Annotated in this window: 17 protein-coding genes and 1 tRNA gene; 8 read left to right on the top strand and 10 right to left on the bottom strand. The window is 72.7% G+C overall.

Annotation, left to right across the window (positions count from 1 at the left end):
* Nucleotides 1–2: 2 nt before the first annotated feature.
* The 3 genes from AB0M18_RS17125 to AB0M18_RS17135 are packed head-to-tail and all read left to right on the top strand — an operon-like array spanning nucleotide 3 to nucleotide 3,786.
* Nucleotides 3–695, top strand: a complete 693-nt coding sequence (locus AB0M18_RS17125) for a hypothetical protein (RefSeq protein ID WP_365758615.1) — start codon at nucleotides 3–5, stop codon at nucleotides 693–695.
* Nucleotides 695–2,308 (top strand): proton-conducting transporter membrane subunit, encoded by a 1,614-nt coding sequence (locus tag AB0M18_RS17130; RefSeq protein ID WP_365758617.1) that lies wholly within the window; start codon nucleotides 695–697, stop codon nucleotides 2,306–2,308. The genes AB0M18_RS17125 and AB0M18_RS17130 overlap by 1 nt, the downstream gene beginning before the upstream one ends.
* A 2-nt stretch (nucleotides 2,309–2,310) precedes the next feature.
* Nucleotides 2,311–3,786, top strand: a complete 1,476-nt coding sequence (locus AB0M18_RS17135) for an NADH-quinone oxidoreductase subunit C (RefSeq protein WP_365758619.1) — start codon at nucleotides 2,311–2,313, stop codon at nucleotides 3,784–3,786.
* Nucleotides 3,787–3,852: 66 nt separating this feature from the next.
* Here AB0M18_RS17135 and AB0M18_RS17140 read toward each other — a convergent pair whose 3' ends face one another.
* From AB0M18_RS17140 to AB0M18_RS17150, 3 genes are all read right to left on the bottom strand, one after another.
* Nucleotides 3,853–4,347 carry an ATP-binding protein gene (locus AB0M18_RS17140; RefSeq protein ID WP_365758621.1) on the bottom strand — a complete coding sequence of 165 codons (495 nt, stop codon included), beginning with the start codon at nucleotides 4,345–4,347 and terminating at the stop codon, nucleotides 3,853–3,855.
* Nucleotides 4,348–4,352: 5 nt separating this feature from the next.
* A complete protein-coding gene (locus AB0M18_RS17145) occupies nucleotides 4,353–4,706 on the bottom strand; it encodes a metalloregulator ArsR/SmtB family transcription factor (RefSeq protein ID WP_365758623.1) in 354 nt (117 codons plus the stop codon).
* A gap of 98 nt (nucleotides 4,707–4,804) precedes the next feature.
* Nucleotides 4,805–5,617 carry a DUF2182 domain-containing protein gene (locus AB0M18_RS17150; RefSeq protein WP_365758625.1) on the bottom strand — a complete coding sequence of 271 codons (813 nt, stop codon included), beginning with the start codon at nucleotides 5,615–5,617 and terminating at the stop codon, nucleotides 4,805–4,807.
* Between the two features lie 137 nt (nucleotides 5,618–5,754).
* Here AB0M18_RS17150 and AB0M18_RS17155 point away from each other — a divergent pair, with 137 nt between their 5' ends.
* The gene (locus AB0M18_RS17155; RefSeq protein WP_365758627.1) at nucleotides 5,755–6,408 is read left to right on the top strand and encodes a DUF1326 domain-containing protein; all 654 of its coding nucleotides are present in this window, start codon (nucleotides 5,755–5,757) and stop codon (nucleotides 6,406–6,408) included.
* Nucleotides 6,409–6,436: 28 nt separating this feature from the next.
* Here AB0M18_RS17155 and AB0M18_RS17160 read toward each other — a convergent pair whose 3' ends face one another.
* The gene (locus AB0M18_RS17160) at nucleotides 6,437–7,819 is read right to left on the bottom strand and encodes an FAD-dependent oxidoreductase (protein WP_365758629.1); all 1,383 of its coding nucleotides are present in this window, start codon (nucleotides 7,817–7,819) and stop codon (nucleotides 6,437–6,439) included.
* 233 nt (nucleotides 7,820–8,052) lie between these two features.
* Here AB0M18_RS17160 and AB0M18_RS17165 point away from each other — a divergent pair, with 233 nt between their 5' ends.
* Nucleotides 8,053–8,199 (top strand): hypothetical protein, encoded by a 147-nt coding sequence (locus AB0M18_RS17165; protein WP_365758631.1) that lies wholly within the window; start codon nucleotides 8,053–8,055, stop codon nucleotides 8,197–8,199.
* A 360-nt stretch (nucleotides 8,200–8,559) separates the two neighbouring features.
* On the opposite strand, the gene AB0M18_RS17170 is transcribed toward AB0M18_RS17165, so the two are convergent.
* Nucleotides 8,560–8,633: transfer RNA gene (locus AB0M18_RS17170), tRNA-Pro, on the bottom strand.
* A 158-nt stretch (nucleotides 8,634–8,791) separates the two neighbouring features.
* On the opposite strand from AB0M18_RS17170, the gene AB0M18_RS17175 reads away from it, so the two are divergent.
* The 3 genes from AB0M18_RS17175 (at nucleotide 8,792) to AB0M18_RS17185 (ending at nucleotide 12,172) form a co-directional block, all read left to right on the top strand.
* Nucleotides 8,792–9,484: a transketolase gene (locus AB0M18_RS17175; RefSeq protein ID WP_365758633.1), complete on the top strand. Its 693-nt coding sequence runs from the start codon at nucleotides 8,792–8,794 to the stop codon at nucleotides 9,482–9,484.
* Between the two features lie 38 nt (nucleotides 9,485–9,522).
* Nucleotides 9,523–10,416 (top strand): transketolase, encoded by an 894-nt coding sequence (locus AB0M18_RS17180; RefSeq protein ID WP_365758635.1) that lies wholly within the window; start codon nucleotides 9,523–9,525, stop codon nucleotides 10,414–10,416.
* Nucleotides 10,417–10,954: 538 nt separating this feature from the next.
* Nucleotides 10,955–12,172: an acyl-CoA dehydrogenase family protein gene (locus AB0M18_RS17185; RefSeq protein WP_365758637.1), complete on the top strand. Its 1,218-nt coding sequence runs from the start codon at nucleotides 10,955–10,957 to the stop codon at nucleotides 12,170–12,172.
* A gap of 132 nt (nucleotides 12,173–12,304) precedes the next feature.
* Here AB0M18_RS17185 and AB0M18_RS17190 read toward each other — a convergent pair whose 3' ends face one another.
* From AB0M18_RS17190 to AB0M18_RS17210, 5 genes are read right to left on the bottom strand one after another with little or no spacing between them, the layout of a single operon-like run.
* Complete coding sequence (locus AB0M18_RS17190; RefSeq protein WP_365758639.1) at nucleotides 12,305–12,877, bottom strand: GAF domain-containing protein; 573 nt, start codon at nucleotides 12,875–12,877, stop codon at nucleotides 12,305–12,307.
* A complete protein-coding gene (locus AB0M18_RS17195; protein ID WP_365758641.1) occupies nucleotides 12,874–13,509 on the bottom strand; it encodes an ATP/GTP-binding protein in 636 nt (211 codons plus the stop codon). Before AB0M18_RS17195 ends, AB0M18_RS17190 begins: the two co-directional genes overlap by 4 nt.
* Nucleotides 13,487–13,858 (bottom strand): DUF742 domain-containing protein, encoded by a 372-nt coding sequence (locus AB0M18_RS17200; RefSeq protein WP_365758762.1) that lies wholly within the window; start codon nucleotides 13,856–13,858, stop codon nucleotides 13,487–13,489. The genes AB0M18_RS17195 and AB0M18_RS17200 overlap by 23 nt, the downstream gene beginning before the upstream one ends.
* Nucleotides 13,859–13,860: 2 nt before the next feature.
* The gene (locus tag AB0M18_RS17205; protein WP_365758643.1) at nucleotides 13,861–14,295 is read right to left on the bottom strand and encodes a roadblock/LC7 domain-containing protein; all 435 of its coding nucleotides are present in this window, start codon (nucleotides 14,293–14,295) and stop codon (nucleotides 13,861–13,863) included.
* Nucleotides 14,296–14,301: 6 nt separating this feature from the next.
* On the bottom strand, nucleotides 14,302–16,248 hold the full coding sequence (locus AB0M18_RS17210) for an ATP-binding protein (protein WP_365758645.1): 1,947 nt from the start codon (nucleotides 16,246–16,248) through the stop codon (nucleotides 14,302–14,304).
* Between the last annotated feature and the right edge of the window lie 86 nt (nucleotides 16,249–16,334).

Raw genomic sequence — 16,334 nt, forward strand, 5'->3', positions numbered from 1 at the left:
ACATGAGCGACAGTGCGTATGTGCAGCTGCTCGACCTGGCGTGCGGGGCGTTCCTGCTGGCCGCCGTGGTGATCCTGTGGCGGCGTGAACTCGCCGCGATCGTCCGGACCTTCGCCCTGCAGGGCGTGGCCCTGGGCGCGATCGCGCTGCTGCTGGGGATCCACGAGGAGCGGGCGGACCTGGTCGCGGTGGCGGTCGGCATCGGAGTGCTGCGGGCCGGGGTGCTGCCGTATCTGATGCGCCGGGCGCTGACCGCCGCGACCGCCGACCGGCGCCCGTACGACACCGGGGGCGCGGAGGGCCGGGAGACCCGGCCGGTGGTGAACGTCGCGGCCTCGCTGCTCGCGGCGGCGGCCCTGACGCTGCTCGCCTACGCGGTGGCGCGCCCGCTGGCCGAGCTCGACCCGACCCCGGCGACGCGGGCGCTGCCGGTGGGCCTGGCGGTGGTGCTCATCGGCTTCTTCGTCCTGGTCACCCGCCGTCGGGCGCTCGCCCAGGTCGTGGGGTTCCTGCTGCTCGACAACGGCATCACGGCGACCGCGTTCCTCGCCGCCTCCGGTGTGCCGCTCATCGTCGAACTCGGCGTCTCCTTCGACGTCCTGACCGCGATGCTCGTCCTCCAGCTGCTCACCGCGCGGATGCGGACCGCGTTCGGCACCACCGATCTCGACGATCTGAGGGAGCTGCACGACTGATGCAGGCCACCATGACCGCTGCCGTCCTCGCCGTGCCCGTCGCCGTGCCGGGCGTCGTGGCGGGCGCCCACGCCCTCGTCCTCGCCCGCCTGCGGCGCCGGGCTCCGCACGCCGAGCCACGCCCGGTCGCGGTGCTGGTCGGAGCGGCGGGCCCGGAGCCCGAACAGGCCGCGGAAGCCGCCCCGGTCCCCGAGCCACCGCCCGCCGCCGGCGCCCCCTGGTGGGGCCTGGTGTCCCCGGTCGCCGTGCTCGGCAGCGCGATGCTGCTCACTGCGGCGCTGCCACGCGGCGGGGCGCTCGACGCCTTCGACGGTCTGCTCCGGGCGGACGCGCCCACCGTGTGGATGCTGTTCGTGGTGGGCGCCGTCGCACTCGTCGCCTGCGCGAGCCTGCCCTCGTACGGCGCCGGTGAGGGCCTGTCCGCGCGCGCCACGGCCACGCTGCACACGCTGGTCCAGGCGTTCCTGGCCGCGATGTGCCTGGCCGTGGTGACCGCCAACCTCGGCGTGCTGTGGGTGGCGGTCGAGGCGACGACGATCGTCACCGCGTTCCTCGTCGGCCACCGGCACACCCGCCGGTCGGTCGAGGCCGCCTGGAAGTACGTGGTGATCTGCTCGGCCGGCATCGCGCTGGCCTTCCTGGGCACGGTCCTCGTCTACTACGCGGCCCGGCAGGCCGGCGTCGACGAGGCGGACGCCCTGGACTGGCCGACGCTGGTCGCCCACGCGGGCGCGCTCGACCCGTCGGTGACCCGGCTCGGGGTCTCCCTGGTGATCCTCGGCTTCGGCGCCAAGGCGGGCCTGGTGCCGCTGCACGCGTGGCTACCGGACGCCCACAGCCAGGCACCGGCGCCCGTCTCCGCGCTGATGTCCGGGGTGCTGCTCTCCGTCGCGTTCCTCGCGGTCCTGCGGTACGAGACGATCGCGGACGCGGCGCTCGGGCACGGCTGGACCCGGCTGCTGCTCACCGGGATCGCCCTGCTCACGCTGGCGCTGGCCACCGGGCTGCTGCTCGCCCAGCGGGACTACAAGCGGATGCTGGCGTACTCCAGCATGGAGCACATGAGCCTGATCGCCCTCGGCACGGCGATCGGCACCCCGCTCGCCCTTGCGGCGGTGCTGCTGCACATCGCCGGGCACGGTCTCGCGAAGTCGGTCGCCTTCTGCGCCTCCGGGCATGTGCTGCGGCTGACCGGGACCACGTTGATCGGGCGGGTACGGGGGCTGCTCGCCCGGCTGCCGTGGCTGGGCGGGGTCTTCGGGCTCGCCGTCCTCGCGCTGCTCGGCTTCCCTCCGTTCAGCCTCTTCGCCTCCGAACTGGGCATCGTGCGGGCCGGTTTCGCCGCCGGTGCCGGGATGGGCTGGGCGACGGGCGCCGCGCTGCTCCTCGTCCTGGTCGCCTTCGCGGCGCTCGCCGCGCGGACCGCCCGGATGGTCCTCGGCCCTTCTCCCGTACCGTCCACCCCCGCCCTCGCCCCCGCTCCGGTGCCGGGCGGGGCGGGTGCCGTCTGGCCGCTCGTCCTCGGTCTGGTCGCGTGCGCCGTGCTCGGCCTCACGACCGGCCCGCTGACCGATCTCCTGCACGACGCCGCCGCCACGATCGGAGGCCACTGACCATGCGCACCGCCCACGAGATCCATGTCGGGGAACTCCCCGCGCGGACGGCCGAGTTGCTCGACGAGGGTCACCGCCTGGCGCTCGTCGCCGCACACCACGACGACGGGGTCCGGATCCGTGTGGTGTATCTCTTCACCGCCGGGCCGCCGGACGTGCGCACCGAGCTCCATGTGCACCTGGACCCGGACAAACCCGAGGTGCCCACCCTCGCCCAGCTGTCCTTTCCTGCGGGCCGGTTCGAGCGGGAGATGCGGGACCTGCACGGCGTGGTGCCGCTCGGCCATCCGCTCCCCCGCCGTCTGGTGCGGCACTTCCACTGGCCGAAGGGCTGGTACCCGATGCGGCCCGACGCCGGGCCCCCGCCGCCGTTCGCCGAGCAGGAGGGCCCGTACCCCTTCCTGGAGGTCGAGGGCGACGGCGTGTACGAGATCCCGGTCGGGCCGGTGCACGCCGGGCTCATCGAGCCGGGGCACTTCCGCTTCTCCGTCGTCGGCGAGACGATCCTCAAGCTGAAGGCCCGGCTGTGGTTCGTGCACCGGGGGGTCGAGAAGCTCTTCCAGGGCCGGACGACCGCCGCCGGGCTGCCGCTCGCCGAGCGCATCAGCGGCGACACCGCCGTCGGGCACGCCCTCGCGTACTGCCTCGCCGTCGAGGAGGCCACCGGCACCGAGATCCCGCCCGCCGCCGCCCGCGCCCGCGCGCTGCTGCTCGAACTGGAGCGGCTGCACAACCATGTCGCCGACCTCGGCATGCTCTGCAACGACGTCGGCCACGGCATCCTCAACGCGCACGCCCAGCGGGTGCGCGAACAGCTCCTCCGGCTGAACGCCGAGGTCACCGGCCACCGTCTGCTGCGCGGCGGCGTGGTCCCGGGCGGCACCGTCCTGCGCGCCCTGCCCGACCCGGCCCGGCTCGCGTCCCTCGGCCGGGACGTCCGGGAGATCGCCGGGCTCGCCCTCGCCCACTCCACCGTCCTCGACCGCTTCACCGGCACCGCCGTGCTCCACGCCGGGGCCGCCCGGGACCTCGGCTGCCTCGGCTACGTGGCGCGGGCGAGCGGCCTGACCGGCACGGACGCCCGGGTCGGCCACCCCTTCCTCTCGTACGACACGGAGCTCGCCGTCCCGGTGCGCGACACCGGCGACGTCCTCGCCCGCTTCCTGGTCCGCGCCGAGGAGATCGACGTGTCGCTCGCCCTGATCGACCACCTCGGCGAGGGCCTCGCACCGGGCGCGTCCGTCGTGCCGGTGGCGGCACGGGCGGGCTCGGGGGTGGGGATCGTGGAGGGCTGGCGCGGCACGCTGACGACCCGTGTCGAGACGACGGCCGACGGACGTCTCGCCCGGGTGAAGCCGGTGGACCCGTCGTTCTTCAACTGGCCGGCGCTGCCGCTCGCCCTCGCGGACACGATCGTCCCGGACTTCCCGCTGACCAACAAGAGCTTCAATCTGTCGTACGCGGGCAACGACCTCTGAACGACACGGCCTCCGAACGACACGAGCTCCGAACGACACGGCCTGCGAACACCGCCGCGGGCGCGCCTAGGTGGGGGCGTGCTGCCCCGTGTGGCCGCCGGGCGCGCGGCAGAAGCTCACCATGACGATCTTGCCGTGGTGGTTCACCGCGGGCTCGGCGCTCAGCTCGCCGTCGTACAGGGCGGCGACCTCGATCACCGACCGCAGGCCGTCCCCGGTCCGTGCCGGGTCCAGTTCCGGGAGGCGCGGATCGCCGTCGGCGACGGACAGGACGAGCCGGCCGGGGGCGGCGGTCACGCCGATGTCCATCACCGTGGTCTGCCGGGCGTGCCGCAGCACGTTCGCGACCAGTTCGCCGAGCACGAGCAGCACCGCGTCGGCGAGCGAGCTCCGCGGGTCGACGCCGACCCCGGCCAGGCTGTCCCGTACGGCCTGCGTGGCCTCCCGTACGGCGCCGGGGCCCACCCGGGTGCTGGTCACATGCCGGCCGACACACGGCAGGGCGTGCTCGACCGCCGCGGCGGGCCGCCGGTGACGGCGCCAGGGCCCGGCGCCCTCCATGCCCTTCACCGGGAGGCCCGCTCGGTGGCCTCGTGCAGCGAGGCCAGCAGGTCCTGCCGGCCGCTGAGCAGTACGGAGAGCGCCCGGCGCGCCGCCATGAGCAGCTCGGCGACATCGCCGCCGGCCAGCTCGTACACCACGGTGGAACCGCCCCGGGTCGCCGTGACGATCCCGGAGCGGCGCAGCACCGCGAGCTGCTGGGAGAGGTTCGACGGCTCGACCTCGATCGCCGCGAGCAGATCGCGGACAGGCAGCGGCCCGTCCTGGAGGAGTTCGAGGACGCGGATGCGTACGGGGTGCCCGAGCATCCGGAAGAACTCCGCCTTGGCCTGATAGAGCGGAACCTGCGTCCTGTTCACGCCACTCTCCCGCACTCCCGCCCATGAGGACTTGTCTGCATACTGAACTGCCGAATTGAAGAATTTCGCAAATCCTACCGGCATCGGGGCCCGCCGGGTCACATCGACGTCATCGGGCTCCGCAGGCCGGGCAGCAGCCAGTCCTGGAAGAGCGCGAGCACGGCGAGCACGAGGAAGGCGACACCGGCGAGGCGGGCCAGCTGCGGGCCCCGGTACCAGAGCTTCTCCAGGAAGATCAGCGACGCCACTCCCGCCATCGCGGCGATGTTCATGACCCCGAGCGGGACGAGCAGGACCATCAGCGCCCAGCAGCAGCCGACGCAGTACGCGCCGTGATGCAGCCCCACCCGCAGGTCGCGCAGCCGCGGCCGGTAGGAGGCGTACCGCATCAGCTGGGCCATCGGGCTGCGGCAGTGCCGCAGGCAGATGTCCTTGAGCGGGCCCAGCTGGTACAGCCCGGCCAGCGCGAAGGCGGCCGCCCCGATCCACCGGCCCGCGTCCGGGTTCCGGTCGACCAGGGCTCCGGTGAGCGCGAGGCCGCCGTACGCGAGCACGCCGAAGGCCGTCCACGCGAGCAGATAGCCGCCGAGGAACTCGGTGGTGCGCAGCGCCCGGGTGGCGCCGCTCGACTGGCGGGCGATGCCTTTCGCCCAGGTCAGCGCGACGGGCGCGACCGAGGGCAGCATCATCGCGGCCATCATCGCCAGCCACAGCAGCAGGAACAGCGGCAGCGCCATCCCCATCGTGCCGGGCTCGACCCCCATGTCCCTGGCCTGGCCCACGGTGAGCGCCCAGGACAGGGCCGCGATCACGACGAGCAGCGACCAGGCGACGGCGAGTTCCCGGACCGGCAGCAGCGCTCCCGTTCGCAACGGACGGCCGTTGGTGCTCCGCCGCTGAATCGTCCGCATGACGCACTCCCGTCCGCCCCTTCCAGCACAGCACGGATCGCGGCGGCCGCAAACCGCACGCTCCGCTCGCCGGTGGCTGCCGTGGCGGCCCGGGCGGACGATGGAAGGAGAGGAAAAAAGGGACTGGGGTGAGAACAATGACGCAGGCGGCACAGGCTGCGCCTGCCTGGCACGTGGCGGGCGACTGGTTCGACGTATGCAAGTGCAATATTCCGTGCCCGTGCACCTTCGCACAGCCGCCGACGACCGGCGACTGCGAAGGCGTCCTGGTGTGGCACATCCGCGAGGGGAACTTCGGTGACGTCCGGCTGGACGGCCTGAACATGGTGATGCTCGGCTCCTTCGTCGGCAATGTCTGGGCCGATCACTCGGACGCGTACGCGGCGTTCATCTTCGACGAGCGGGCCGACGACGGGCAGCGGCAGGCGCTTCAGATGATCTTCAGCGGGCAGGCCGGCAGCTGGCCCGCGGAGCTGGTGAGCATGGGCGCCTTCGAGGTGCGGGGCATGGAGTTCGCGCCCATCGAGGTGGAGTTCGACGAGGACCTGGCCACCTGGCGGGCGAGCGTCCCGGGACGGGTCGAGGCGCGCGGGGAGGCCCTCACCGGCCCGACCACCCTGGAAGGGGCGCGCGTGCAGTCGACCAACCTTCCGGGCTGCGAGACCGGCCCGGGCCAGCTGGCCACCTGGGGCCGCGCGACCACCGACCGGGCCGACGCCTTCGGCTTCTCGTGGGACCGCTCGGGTCAGTCCAGCAAGACGATCACGTTCGACTGGTCCGGCCCGAACTGAGCGCCCGGCGGAGCGAGCGGAGCGACGCTCACCCGCTCGGCGGGATGTTCTGGTTGAGGGCGAAGACGTTCCCGGGGTCGTACCGGTCCTTCAGCGCCACGAGGCGGGCGTACTTCTCCGGGCCGTACGAGGTCCGCAGCCGGGCGCCCTCGTCCGGGGAGATGAAGTTGGGCACGGAGGTCCCGGTCGTCCACGGCCGCATCGCCGCGTGGAAGCCGCGCGCCCAGTCGACGTGCCGCTCGCGCCCCTCGTTCCCCCACCAGACGGCCAGGCAGAAGTACACCCACTTGACCGGCGGGGTGGCGAGGGCCATGGCGTCGGCGTCGAGGCGGTCCATCGCCCCGCCGAGCGGGCAGAAGATGATCTGGGTCATCGGCGCGGTGACCGACCCGGCCTGCGCGATCGCCAGGTCGAGGGCCTCGTCCGGCAGCTCGGGCAGGTAGTCGATCTTGAAGTACTCGCTGACGCCCTTCGGGGTGCCGTCGTCCAGCATCCGCTGCACGGCGGTGTACGGCATGGGCCCCACCCTCCGTACCAGCGGCTCGCCCCACTCGACGAGCGGCTTCAGGACCTCCTCGCCCCGCGCCGGGTCTCCGACGTACGCGACGATGACGCCGACGGCCGGCTTGCCGCGGGCCTCCGCCGGCACGAACTCCTCGGGCGGCGCGGTGATCAGGGCGACGCCCCCGGTGACCTCGTCGGGCGCCTGCTCCAGGAAGTCCCGGTAGAAGCGGGTGAGCGGCCCGGCGGCCGCGCGCGGGTGCAGCAGCATCCCGGCGTAGAGCAGCGGGCCGACCGGATGCAGCCGGAAGCCGAACTCGGTCACCACCCCGAAGTTGCCGCCGCCGCCCCGCAGGCCCCAGAGGAGGTCGGCGTGCTCCTCCGCGTCGGCGCGCAGGATCCGCCCGTCGGCGGTCACCACCTGTGCGGACAGCATGTTCCAGGCCGTCGGCCCGTACATCCGCTCCAGCCAGCCGGAGCCGCTGCCGAGGGTCAGTCCCGCGACTCCGGTGTCCGACACCCGGCCGCCCGTCAGGGCGAGGCCGAACTCCTGCGTGGCGGCGTCCAGTTCACCCCAGGTGAGGCCGGCCCCGAAGCGTCCGGTCCGGGCCTCGGCGTCGATCGCCACGTGCTTCATCGGGCCGGTGTCGACGACGAGCCCGCCCTCGCAGGACGCGAAGCCCGCGGTGGCGTGGCCGCCGCCGCGCACCGAGATCCCCAGGCTGTTCTCGCGGGCGTACCCGAGCGCCGCGCGGACGTCCTCCGGGCTCGTGCAGCGGGCGACCAGGGCCGGATGCTGGTCGTGGTCCCGGTTGAAGCACCGGCGGACGTCCTCGTACCGATCGTCGGCGGGCCCGATCAGCTCGCCCTGGAAGCCCGGAATCCGCGCGGAAGGTCGTGTGGTGGTCATGGCGGTGGTCCCTGCTGAGCCGTCGACGACGACGGCCGTACGGCCACGGGCCCGGGCCCGCCCGCGGCCCGGCTCTGCCAGCGCGGCCCCCGGCCGCCCGCTGTACGCCGTCAGTATGCGGCCGGACCCACGGGTAGGCGATTCGGGCACCGAGCCGCCCCCGCGCCGCGCCCACCACGCGCGCGGCGCCGGCGGTGTGGTCAGTCCTTCACGCGGGAGGCCGTCGAACCACAGTGCCGTTCCCCCCTCACCCCGCGTATCTCGTCGCCGAGCTCACGACCTCGGCGGACTACGTCCACGCGCAGGCGCTCGCCCCGACCGTGCACAACCTCGGCCGGCTGGTCGGCCGGCTAGTCGGCCGGCGGTCGCCGGCGCGCTGATCGCCGCGGTCGGGCCCGGCTACGCGTTCGCCCTCGACGCCGTCCCGTTCGTACCGGTGCTGTGGGGACTGCTCCTCATCGACCCGCGGGCGAGCCGCCGCCGGCTCGAAGCCGTATGTGATGCGGTTCGATCGCCATGGATCATGGATGCCACGCAACGACAATCGGATGACTCGCGAGCGTCCCCGTTCCCAGCAACCTGAAACCGGCGCGCAGTTCAGGACATCGCCCGTGGCCGAGCAACACCCGGAAAGCGACCGGAGACGTCAAGTCGGCCACCAGCCAGGGCAATGCCCAGGAACGAGTCAGGGGCCGTCTCAGATCTCTCTGAAACGGCCCCTGACCTGCGACTCTCTCAAGTCGGGACGACAGGATTTGAACCTGCGACCCCTTGACCCCCAGTCAAGTGCGCTACCAAGCTGCGCCACGTCCCGGTGCCCGTCTGACCTGGGGTTTCCCTGGCCGAACGCGCATGAGAACAATACCGCACTTCAGCGCGTGCTCACGAACCGGTTTACGGGCAGGGGGCCCGGCGGCGGGCGTGGAGCGGCGGGTTGACCTCAAGTGGACTTGAGGTAGCACGGTGTGGGGCATGACGAACACGACGTACACGACGACGGCCCGGCTGCAGCGGCTCATGGGGCTGATGACCGGGGACGAGAAGCACTCGACCGCCGCGACCTCGACGCTCGACGCGCTGTGGGTGCTGTACGACCGGGTGCTGCGGGTCACGCCGGAGACGGCGGCGGATCCGGGGCGGGACCGGTTCCTGTTGTCGAAGGGGCACGGGCCCATGGCGTACTACGCCGTCCTCGCCGACAAGGGGTTCGTCGACGAGGACGCGCTGAGCGGGTTCGGCGGGTACACGTCGGTGCTCGGGCACCACCCGGACCGGACGCTGGTGCCGGGGGTGGAGATCGGGAGCGGGTCGCTGGGACACGGGCTGCCGCTGGCCGTGGGGACCGTGCTCGGGCTGCGGGCGCAGGGGCTCCACGAACCCAGGGTGTGGGTGCTGATCGGGGACGCCGAGCTCGACGAGGGCAGCAACCACGAGGCGCTCGCCTACGCCGGGCCCGCCGGCCTGGAGCAGCTGCACACGCTGGTGATCGACAACAGCTCCGCCACCTACGGCTGGCCCGGCGGCATCGCCTCGCGGTTCGCGGCGGCCGGATGGTCCGCCGAGACCGTGGACGGGCGGGACCACGAGGCGCTGTACGCCGCCTTCACCGCCCCGCACCCGGGCCGGCCGCGCGCGGTCGTCGCCCGCGTCGAGCCCAAGAACTGACCCCGCTCCCCACCGGAACAGACCAGGAGAACTCCGTCATGGACACCATGCGCGACCGCTTCATCGCCACCACCACCCGCCTGCTCGACGAGGACCCCCGGCTCGCGCTCGTCCTCGCCGAGATCAGCAGGGACGGCTTCGGGCCGGCCCTGGAGCGGCACCCCGAGCGCGCGATCAACGTCGGGATCCGGGAGCAGTTGCTCATCGGCGTCGGCGGCGGGATCGCGCTGACCGGGCTGCGGCCGATCATGCACACCTTCGCGTCGTTCCTGGTGGAGCGGCCCTTCGAGCAGCTGAAGTTGGACTTCGGGCACCAGGGCACGCACGGTGTGCTGGTCAGCGCGGGCGGCTCGTACGACTGGCCGGCCGGTGGCTTCACCCATATGTCGCCGGGCGATGTGGCCCTGATGGACACCCTGGACGGCTGGACCGTGCACGTACCGGGGCATCCGGACGAGGCGGAGACGCTGCTGCGGCGGGCGGCGGCGAGCGACGAGTCGGTGTACGTACGGCTCTCGGTGCATGCCAACGCCTCGGCGCATCCGCTCACCCGGAGCGGTTTCCATGCGCTGCGCGAGGGATCCCGCGGGGTGGTCGTGGCGGTGGGGCCGATGCTGGACGCGGTGCTCGCGGCGACCGAGGGGCTCGACGTGACGGTGCTGTACGCGACGACCGTACGGCCCTTCGACGGTGCCGCGCTGCGCCGCGCGGTCGCCGGGGCGCGGCCGGACGTGGTGCTGGTGGAGCCGTATCTCGCGGGGACGTCGACGGGCGCCGCGAACGACGCGCTCGTCGAGGTGCCGCACCGGGTGCTCGGGCTCGGGATCGGGCGGCGGGAGCTGCGGCGTTACGGCACGGTGGACGAGCACCTGGCCGGGCAGGGCCTCGACCCGGCGGGTCTGCGGGCGCGGATCACCGCCTTCCTGCACTGAGCGGCGGCCCGGCGCGCGACGGCGCCGCCCTGGCGCCACCCCGGCGCATGCGCCCGCGCACGCTCCGTGACGTACGACTGTCACCCTCCGTCACGCCCCCTCGCGCCGCGCGACACCGTCGCGCGCTCCCCGGACGACCCTCCGAGCCGCCCCGGCCACCCGCGAGCGAGGCGGTCCGGGTGCCGTCGAACCTGTCGGACGGGTCCGGAATGCCGCCCCTCGGGTGATCAAGTGCGTTATGGAATGACCACCTCCGAGTCACCCGCATATGCCCATGAATATCTTGCCGTTGGCATGTGGCAGAAAGTTGACCCTGCCGAACACCTCCCGGATCGGGCCGAGCAGGCCCAGACCGCGCGAAACACAGTCAGAAACAAACGTCAACCGTTCCGGTTTCAGACAAACTTGGTGCCGATATTGATCCTCCCAAGAAAGATCAACACCATGAAGTGGTCGGCCTGTTCGGGACGGGACCACTGCCGATGTTCCACCTGTTCGGACCACTCGACGAGCAGGCGTTTCGTAGGGAGGGACTCGTATGGACGGCTACTTCAGCAGCCGACTGCATCATCAGCTCCGGCAGACGGTGCGGGACTTCGCAGAGCGTGAGGTCCGGCCACGGATACCGGAGATGGAGGCGTCCCGCACGGTTCACCACGAGCTGTCCCGGCTGATCGCCGAGCAGGGCTGGATCGGCGCGACTATCGGCCACGAGTACGGTGGCATGAACGCCGGCCACCTGGCCAAGACGATCATCATCGAAGAGCTCGCCCGGGTCAGCGGCGCGATGGGCGCCATGGTCCAGGCCTCGCAGCTGGGCACCGCCAAGATCGTGCACTTCGGCAGCGACGAGCAGCGCAAGACCTGGCTTCCGGCCATCGCCGCCGGCGAGTGCCTGCCGACCATCGCGGTCACCGAGTACGAGTCCGGCGGCCATGTCCTCGCGATGGAGGCGACCGCGGTCCGTGACGGGGACGACTACATCCTCAACGGCCGCAAGGTCTACGTCGGCAACAGCCACGTCGGCGACCTGCACGGCGTCGTGGTCCGGACCGGCCCGGGCTCGAAGGGCCTGACCGCCTTCCTCGTCGAGGCCGACCGCCCCGGCTTCCGCACCGGTACGCAGCAGCCCTCGATGGGTTTGCACGGCTTCAGCTTCGGCGAGCTCATCTTCGAGAACTGCCGGGTTCCGGCCGCCAACCGGCTCGGTGACGAGGGCGACGGCCTCTCCGTCGCCTACTCCTCCAGCGTGCTCTACGGCCGCGCCAACCTCACCGCCGTCTCGCTCGGCATCCACCAGGCGATCCTGGAGGAGACCACCCGCTTCGCCACCGAGCGCATCCGCTACGGCAAGCCGCTGGCCGAACTCCCCACGGTCAAGCTGAAGCTGGGCCAGATGCAGTCCCGGCTCATGACCGCCCGGCTCGCCGCCTATCACGCGGTGCACCTGCTCGACCAGGGCATGTCCTGCGACGCCGAGCTGATGAACGCCAAGCTCGTCAACGTGGAGTCGGCGATCGACTCGGGCCGCACCGCCATGGAGATCCACTCCGCGGCCGGTCTGTACACCGACCGCCCCCTGGAGCGGTACCTCCGCGACGCCTTCCACATCTTCGCCCCCGCGGGCACCTCCGACATCCAGCTCGTCCGGCTTGCCGAGATCGCCCTCGGCCAGGACAAGGGCAGTTGGTCGGAGCGGCTCTCCGACGTGGTCACCATGGAACCGACGGAGACGATGGAGCCCGCGCACGCCTGACACTCAGGCCTGACGCGCCGCCACGGGAATCACCCGTGGCGGCGAGTGCCCCCGGGTCCGGCGAATTCGCCGGACCCCGGGGCACCCCCGCGCGCGGTCCGGATCGACCGACGCGCAGGCAGTATCGACCAGTCAGAGCAGGCCGTCCTCGCGGCGGTGGATCTGCTCGACCAGCTCCGCCGCCATCGCCTTGATCGTCTCCAGGCCGGCCCGGCCCCACGGCCGGACGTCCGTGTCGACGACGCAGATGGTGCCGAGGGCCACGCCGCTGCGGTCGATCAGCGGCGCGCCCATGTACGAGCGGATGCCGATCTCGTCCACGACCGGGTTGCCCGCGAACCGCGGGTAGTCGCAGACGTCCTCCAGGACGAGGGCCTTGCGACGCACCACCACGTGCGGGCAGTAGCCGTGGTCGCGGGCCATGAAGCGGCCGACGCCGCCGCTGCCGGCGGCGTTCGCGCCGAGGTCGGTGCCCGTGTGGGTGCCGGCCGGGGTGTGCAGGCCCGCGAAGAACTGCCGGTTCTCGTCGATGAAGTTGACCATCGAGTACGGGGCGCCGGTCACCTCCGCGAGCCGGTGGGCGAATTCGTCGAAGGCCGGGTCGGGCTGCTCGCCGAGCCCCAGCTCGCGCAGGCGGCGGACCCGGGCGGGGGCCTCCCGGTCGATCGGGGTGAGCAGCAGATGACCGGTCGGGTCGTAGGTCATGTCGTGGCTCCGTAGGTCGGCGCGGCGGCCGGGATGTTGGTGAGCAGATGCTGGACGAGGGTCAGCAGGGTGCGGATGGCAGAGCTGGAGATGCGGGCGTCGCAGAGGACCACCGGCACATCGGGCTTGAGGTCGAGGGCCGCCCGCACCTCCTCCGGCTCGTAACGGAAAGCGCCGTCGAACTCGTTGACGGCGACCACGAATCCGATGCCGCGCCGCTCGAAGAAGTCGACCGCCGAGAAGCAGTCCTCCAGACGGCGGGTGTCGGCCAGGATGACCGCTCCGAGGGCGCCCTCGGAGAGCTCGTCCCACATGAACCAGAAGCGCTCCTGGCCGGGCGTGCCGAACAGGTAGAGCACATTGCGCCCGTCGAGGGTGATGCGCCCGAAGTCCATGGCGACCGTGGTGGTCGTCTTGGACTCCACGCCCTCCAGGCTGTCGGTGGCCGCGCTGACCGAGGTGAGCAGCTCCTCCGTGCTGAGCGGTTCGATCTCGCTGACCGCGCCCACGAAGGTGGTCTTGCCGACCCCGAAACCGCCCGCCACCAGGATCTTCAGGGCGGTGGGGAAGGGGTCGCTCGCGAAGCCTTCGTGACCTCGGTCGTGGCGCTCAGAGCCGTTGTCGTAGGCCATCGAGCACTGCCTCCAGCAAGGAACGGTCGGTTGGATTGGCGTGGAAGCGGGGCGCGCGGGCGGTCAGCGCCCCGCAGTCCACGAGATCGGAGAGGAGGACCTTGGTGACGACGGCCGGGAGCCGTAAGTGCGCCGCGATCTCCGCCACCGAGGTGGGCCCCTCGCACAGCCCGAGGGCCAGGCTGTGCTCGGGACCCATGTGGGTCTGCGGCAGGGTGCCGGTCGCCATCACCATCGAGAGCAGGTCGAGCGCGGCGGTCGGCTGGGTCCGGCCGCCGCTGACGGTGTACGGGCGTATCAGCCGGCCCGCCGCGTCGTCGAGCCATGGCCCTTCCTGGTGGGACCCGATCGTCACTGGGCCGCACTGCCCGCCGTGCCGGCGGCCTGCCTGGCCGGGGTGACCAGATACGGCCGCACGCTCTTGACGAGCATGGCCATCTCGTAGCCGAGGACGGCGGCGTCGGCCTCGCGGCCGGCGAGCACCGCGAGACAGGTGCCGGAGCCGGCGGTGGAGACGAAGAGCAGGGTGGAGTCCAGCTCGACGACGACCTGGCGGACCTCACCGCCGTCGCCGAAGCGGGCGCCGGCGCTGCGGCCGAGCGAGTAGAGCCCGGAGGCCAGCGCGGCCATGTGGTCGGCCGCGTCGGGGTCGAGGCCGTGCACGGACTTCACGAGGCCGTCGGAGGAGAGCAGTACGGCGTTGCGGGTGTAGGGGACCCGCTGGACCAGGCCGCTCAGCAGCCAGTCGAGATCCGAGGAATGGCCGTGCGGCACATTGCTCGCCATGTACATCTACTCCTTGTGCGCGTCGCCGGGGGGACGCAGCGATTCACGGGGGGCGGGCTGGGATTCGGCGAGTCCGATGCCGCGCTGGAACGCGGCCATCAGACCCGGGTCGTGCAGGGCGGGCTCCTCGGACGGGCGGGCCGTGGGCTCCTCGCGCAGTTGCGGTACGAGGTGCTCCTGGGCGCGCCGCTTGGGAAGGTCGGGCCTGCCCGTCGCTCCGGAGCGGTGGGCCGGGGGGACCTCGGCCGCCGGAGCGGGGTGAGCGGGGCCGGCCGCCATGGGGGCGGGGGCCGTGGGCCGCTGTGCCGCCGGGGGGACGACGGGGGCGGTGTGATGTGGAGCCGGGGCGTGCTGCTGTGCGTGCGCCGTTACGGGGACGGGCGCGGGCGCCGCGGGGGGCTGCGGCGCGCGGGACTGGGGTGCCGGGGACTGGGCGGGGACGCCGAGGGCGCCGCGGTCCATGATCAGCGGGGCGGTCGGGTGGTCGCCGGGAGTGCCGATGCGGGCCGGCGCCGGGGCCGGGACCGCCGCCGGAACCTGGGGCCGGGGCTGCGGCTGGGACTGGGGCTGGGGCTGCATCTGCGGCTGCGGCTGGCTCTGGTGCTGCGGGGTCTGGGCCTGGGCGGCCTGGACCTGCGCGGCCTGCGCCTGCATGACCTGGGCCTGGGCGGCCTCGCCGCGGGCCAGGCCCTCCGGGTCGGCACCGAGCAGGCCCTGGGGCAGGACGAGCACGGCCTGGACGCCGCCGTAGATGTTGGACTGCAGACGCACGGCGATGCCGTGGCGGCGGGCGAGCGCGGAGACCACGAAGAGTCCGATGCGCCCGTCCTGGAGCAGGTGCGCCACGTTGACCTGGTCGGGGTCGGAGAGCAGCGCGTTCATCTTGTTCTGCTCGGCCACCGGCATGCCGAGGCCGCGGTCCTCGACCTCGATGGCGAGGCCGGCGGTGACGTACTGGGCGCGCATCAGCACGGTGGTGTGCGGGGCGGAGAACAGGGTGGCGTTCTCGACCAGTTCGGCCAGCAGGTGGATGACGTCGGCCACGGCGTGGCCGCGCAGGGTGCCGTCGATCGGCGGGACCAGCTTCACCCGGGGGTACTGCTCGACCTCGGCGATGGAGGAGCGCAGCACCTCGGTCATGGTGACCGGGTTCGACCACTGGCGGCGGGCGATGGCGCCGCCGAGGACCGCGAGGTTCTCCGCGTGGCGGCGGATGCGGGTGGCGAGGTGGTCGACGTGGAACAGGCCCTTGAGCAGCTCGGGGTCCTCGACCTCGTTCTCCAGCTCGTCGAGCAGCTGGATCTCGCGGTGGACGAGGGACTGGAGGCGGCGGGCGAGGTTCACGAAGACCTCGACCTTCTGCTCGTTGCCGACGCTGCTGGAGAGCTGCGAGGCCTGCACCACGGCGGCCACGGCGGCCTCGTGAGAGCGCGTCAGTTCGTCGGCGAGGCGGTCGAACTCGTCGCCGGAGGGAGTGCCCGCGGGGAGCGCGGGACGGGCCGCGGGGGTCTCGCCCCTGCGCAACTGTTCGACGACCGAGCGCAGTTCGCCCTGGCCGCGGACGGTGGCCTGACGCAGCGTGCCGGCCCGGTCGAGGATGGTCTTGGCGGCGCGGTCGGCGCCGATGGCGGCGGCGGTCACGGAGGCGACGGTGATCGCCGCGGCTCCGGTGAGCGCAGCCCACAGTCCGGGGCCGGCCTCGGCACCGGTGGTGCGGATGGTGAACAACTCGGCCGCGGCGCCGCCGAGGGCGACGGCGACCGCCGGAAGCACGGACGTACGCAGGAGTTGGGAGCGTATGCGTGCCTCGGCGGGAAGCGGCGCGGGGGACGGCGCCGGGGTCGGATCGGTGCCGGCGCCGGTCGGACCGGCGGGCGTGCGGGCGCCTGACCGGCCGTGCCGCCCGCCCTCGCGGCGTTCGGACCGCGCGGCGGGTGCGCGAAGTTGAGACATGAGTGTCCTTGGTACGTGCCCAGGAATCGGCGTACTACGGGGGTGCACTACGGGGGGAGGTGTGACGTGAGTGAGTTGAGCCTACC

The sequence above is a fragment of the Streptomyces sp. NPDC051909 genome (assembly GCF_040681095.1).
Taxonomy (GTDB): domain Bacteria; phylum Actinomycetota; class Actinomycetes; order Streptomycetales; family Streptomycetaceae; genus Streptomyces.

Bases quoted from the DNA above. Each gene is read 5' to 3' on its own strand.
- AB0M18_RS17125 (WP_365758615.1), top strand. From the start codon at position 3: ATGAGCGACAGTGCGTATGTGCAGCTGCTCGACCTGGCGTGCGGGGCG.
- AB0M18_RS17130 (WP_365758617.1), top strand. From the start codon at position 695: ATGCAGGCCACCATGACCGCTGCCGTCCTCGCCGTGCCCGTCGCCGTG.
- AB0M18_RS17135 (WP_365758619.1), top strand. From the start codon at position 2,311: ATGCGCACCGCCCACGAGATCCATGTCGGGGAACTCCCCGCGCGGACG.
- AB0M18_RS17140 (WP_365758621.1), bottom strand. From the start codon at position 4,347: ATGGAGGGCGCCGGGCCCTGGCGCCGTCACCGGCGGCCCGCCGCGGCG.
- AB0M18_RS17150 (WP_365758625.1), bottom strand. From the start codon at position 5,617: ATGCGGACGATTCAGCGGCGGAGCACCAACGGCCGTCCGTTGCGAACG.
- AB0M18_RS17155 (WP_365758627.1), top strand. From the start codon at position 5,755: ATGACGCAGGCGGCACAGGCTGCGCCTGCCTGGCACGTGGCGGGCGAC.
- AB0M18_RS17160 (WP_365758629.1), bottom strand. From the start codon at position 7,819: ATGACCACCACACGACCTTCCGCGCGGATTCCGGGCTTCCAGGGCGAG.
- AB0M18_RS17175 (WP_365758633.1), top strand. From the start codon at position 8,792: ATGACGAACACGACGTACACGACGACGGCCCGGCTGCAGCGGCTCATG.
- AB0M18_RS17180 (WP_365758635.1), top strand. From the start codon at position 9,523: ATGGACACCATGCGCGACCGCTTCATCGCCACCACCACCCGCCTGCTC.
- AB0M18_RS17185 (WP_365758637.1), top strand. From the start codon at position 10,955: ATGGACGGCTACTTCAGCAGCCGACTGCATCATCAGCTCCGGCAGACG.
- AB0M18_RS17190 (WP_365758639.1), bottom strand. From the start codon at position 12,877: ATGACCTACGACCCGACCGGTCATCTGCTGCTCACCCCGATCGACCGG.
- AB0M18_RS17195 (WP_365758641.1), bottom strand. From the start codon at position 13,509: ATGGCCTACGACAACGGCTCTGAGCGCCACGACCGAGGTCACGAAGGC.
- AB0M18_RS17205 (WP_365758643.1), bottom strand. From the start codon at position 14,295: ATGGCGAGCAATGTGCCGCACGGCCATTCCTCGGATCTCGACTGGCTG.
- AB0M18_RS17210 (WP_365758645.1), bottom strand. From the start codon at position 16,248: ATGTCTCAACTTCGCGCACCCGCCGCGCGGTCCGAACGCCGCGAGGGC.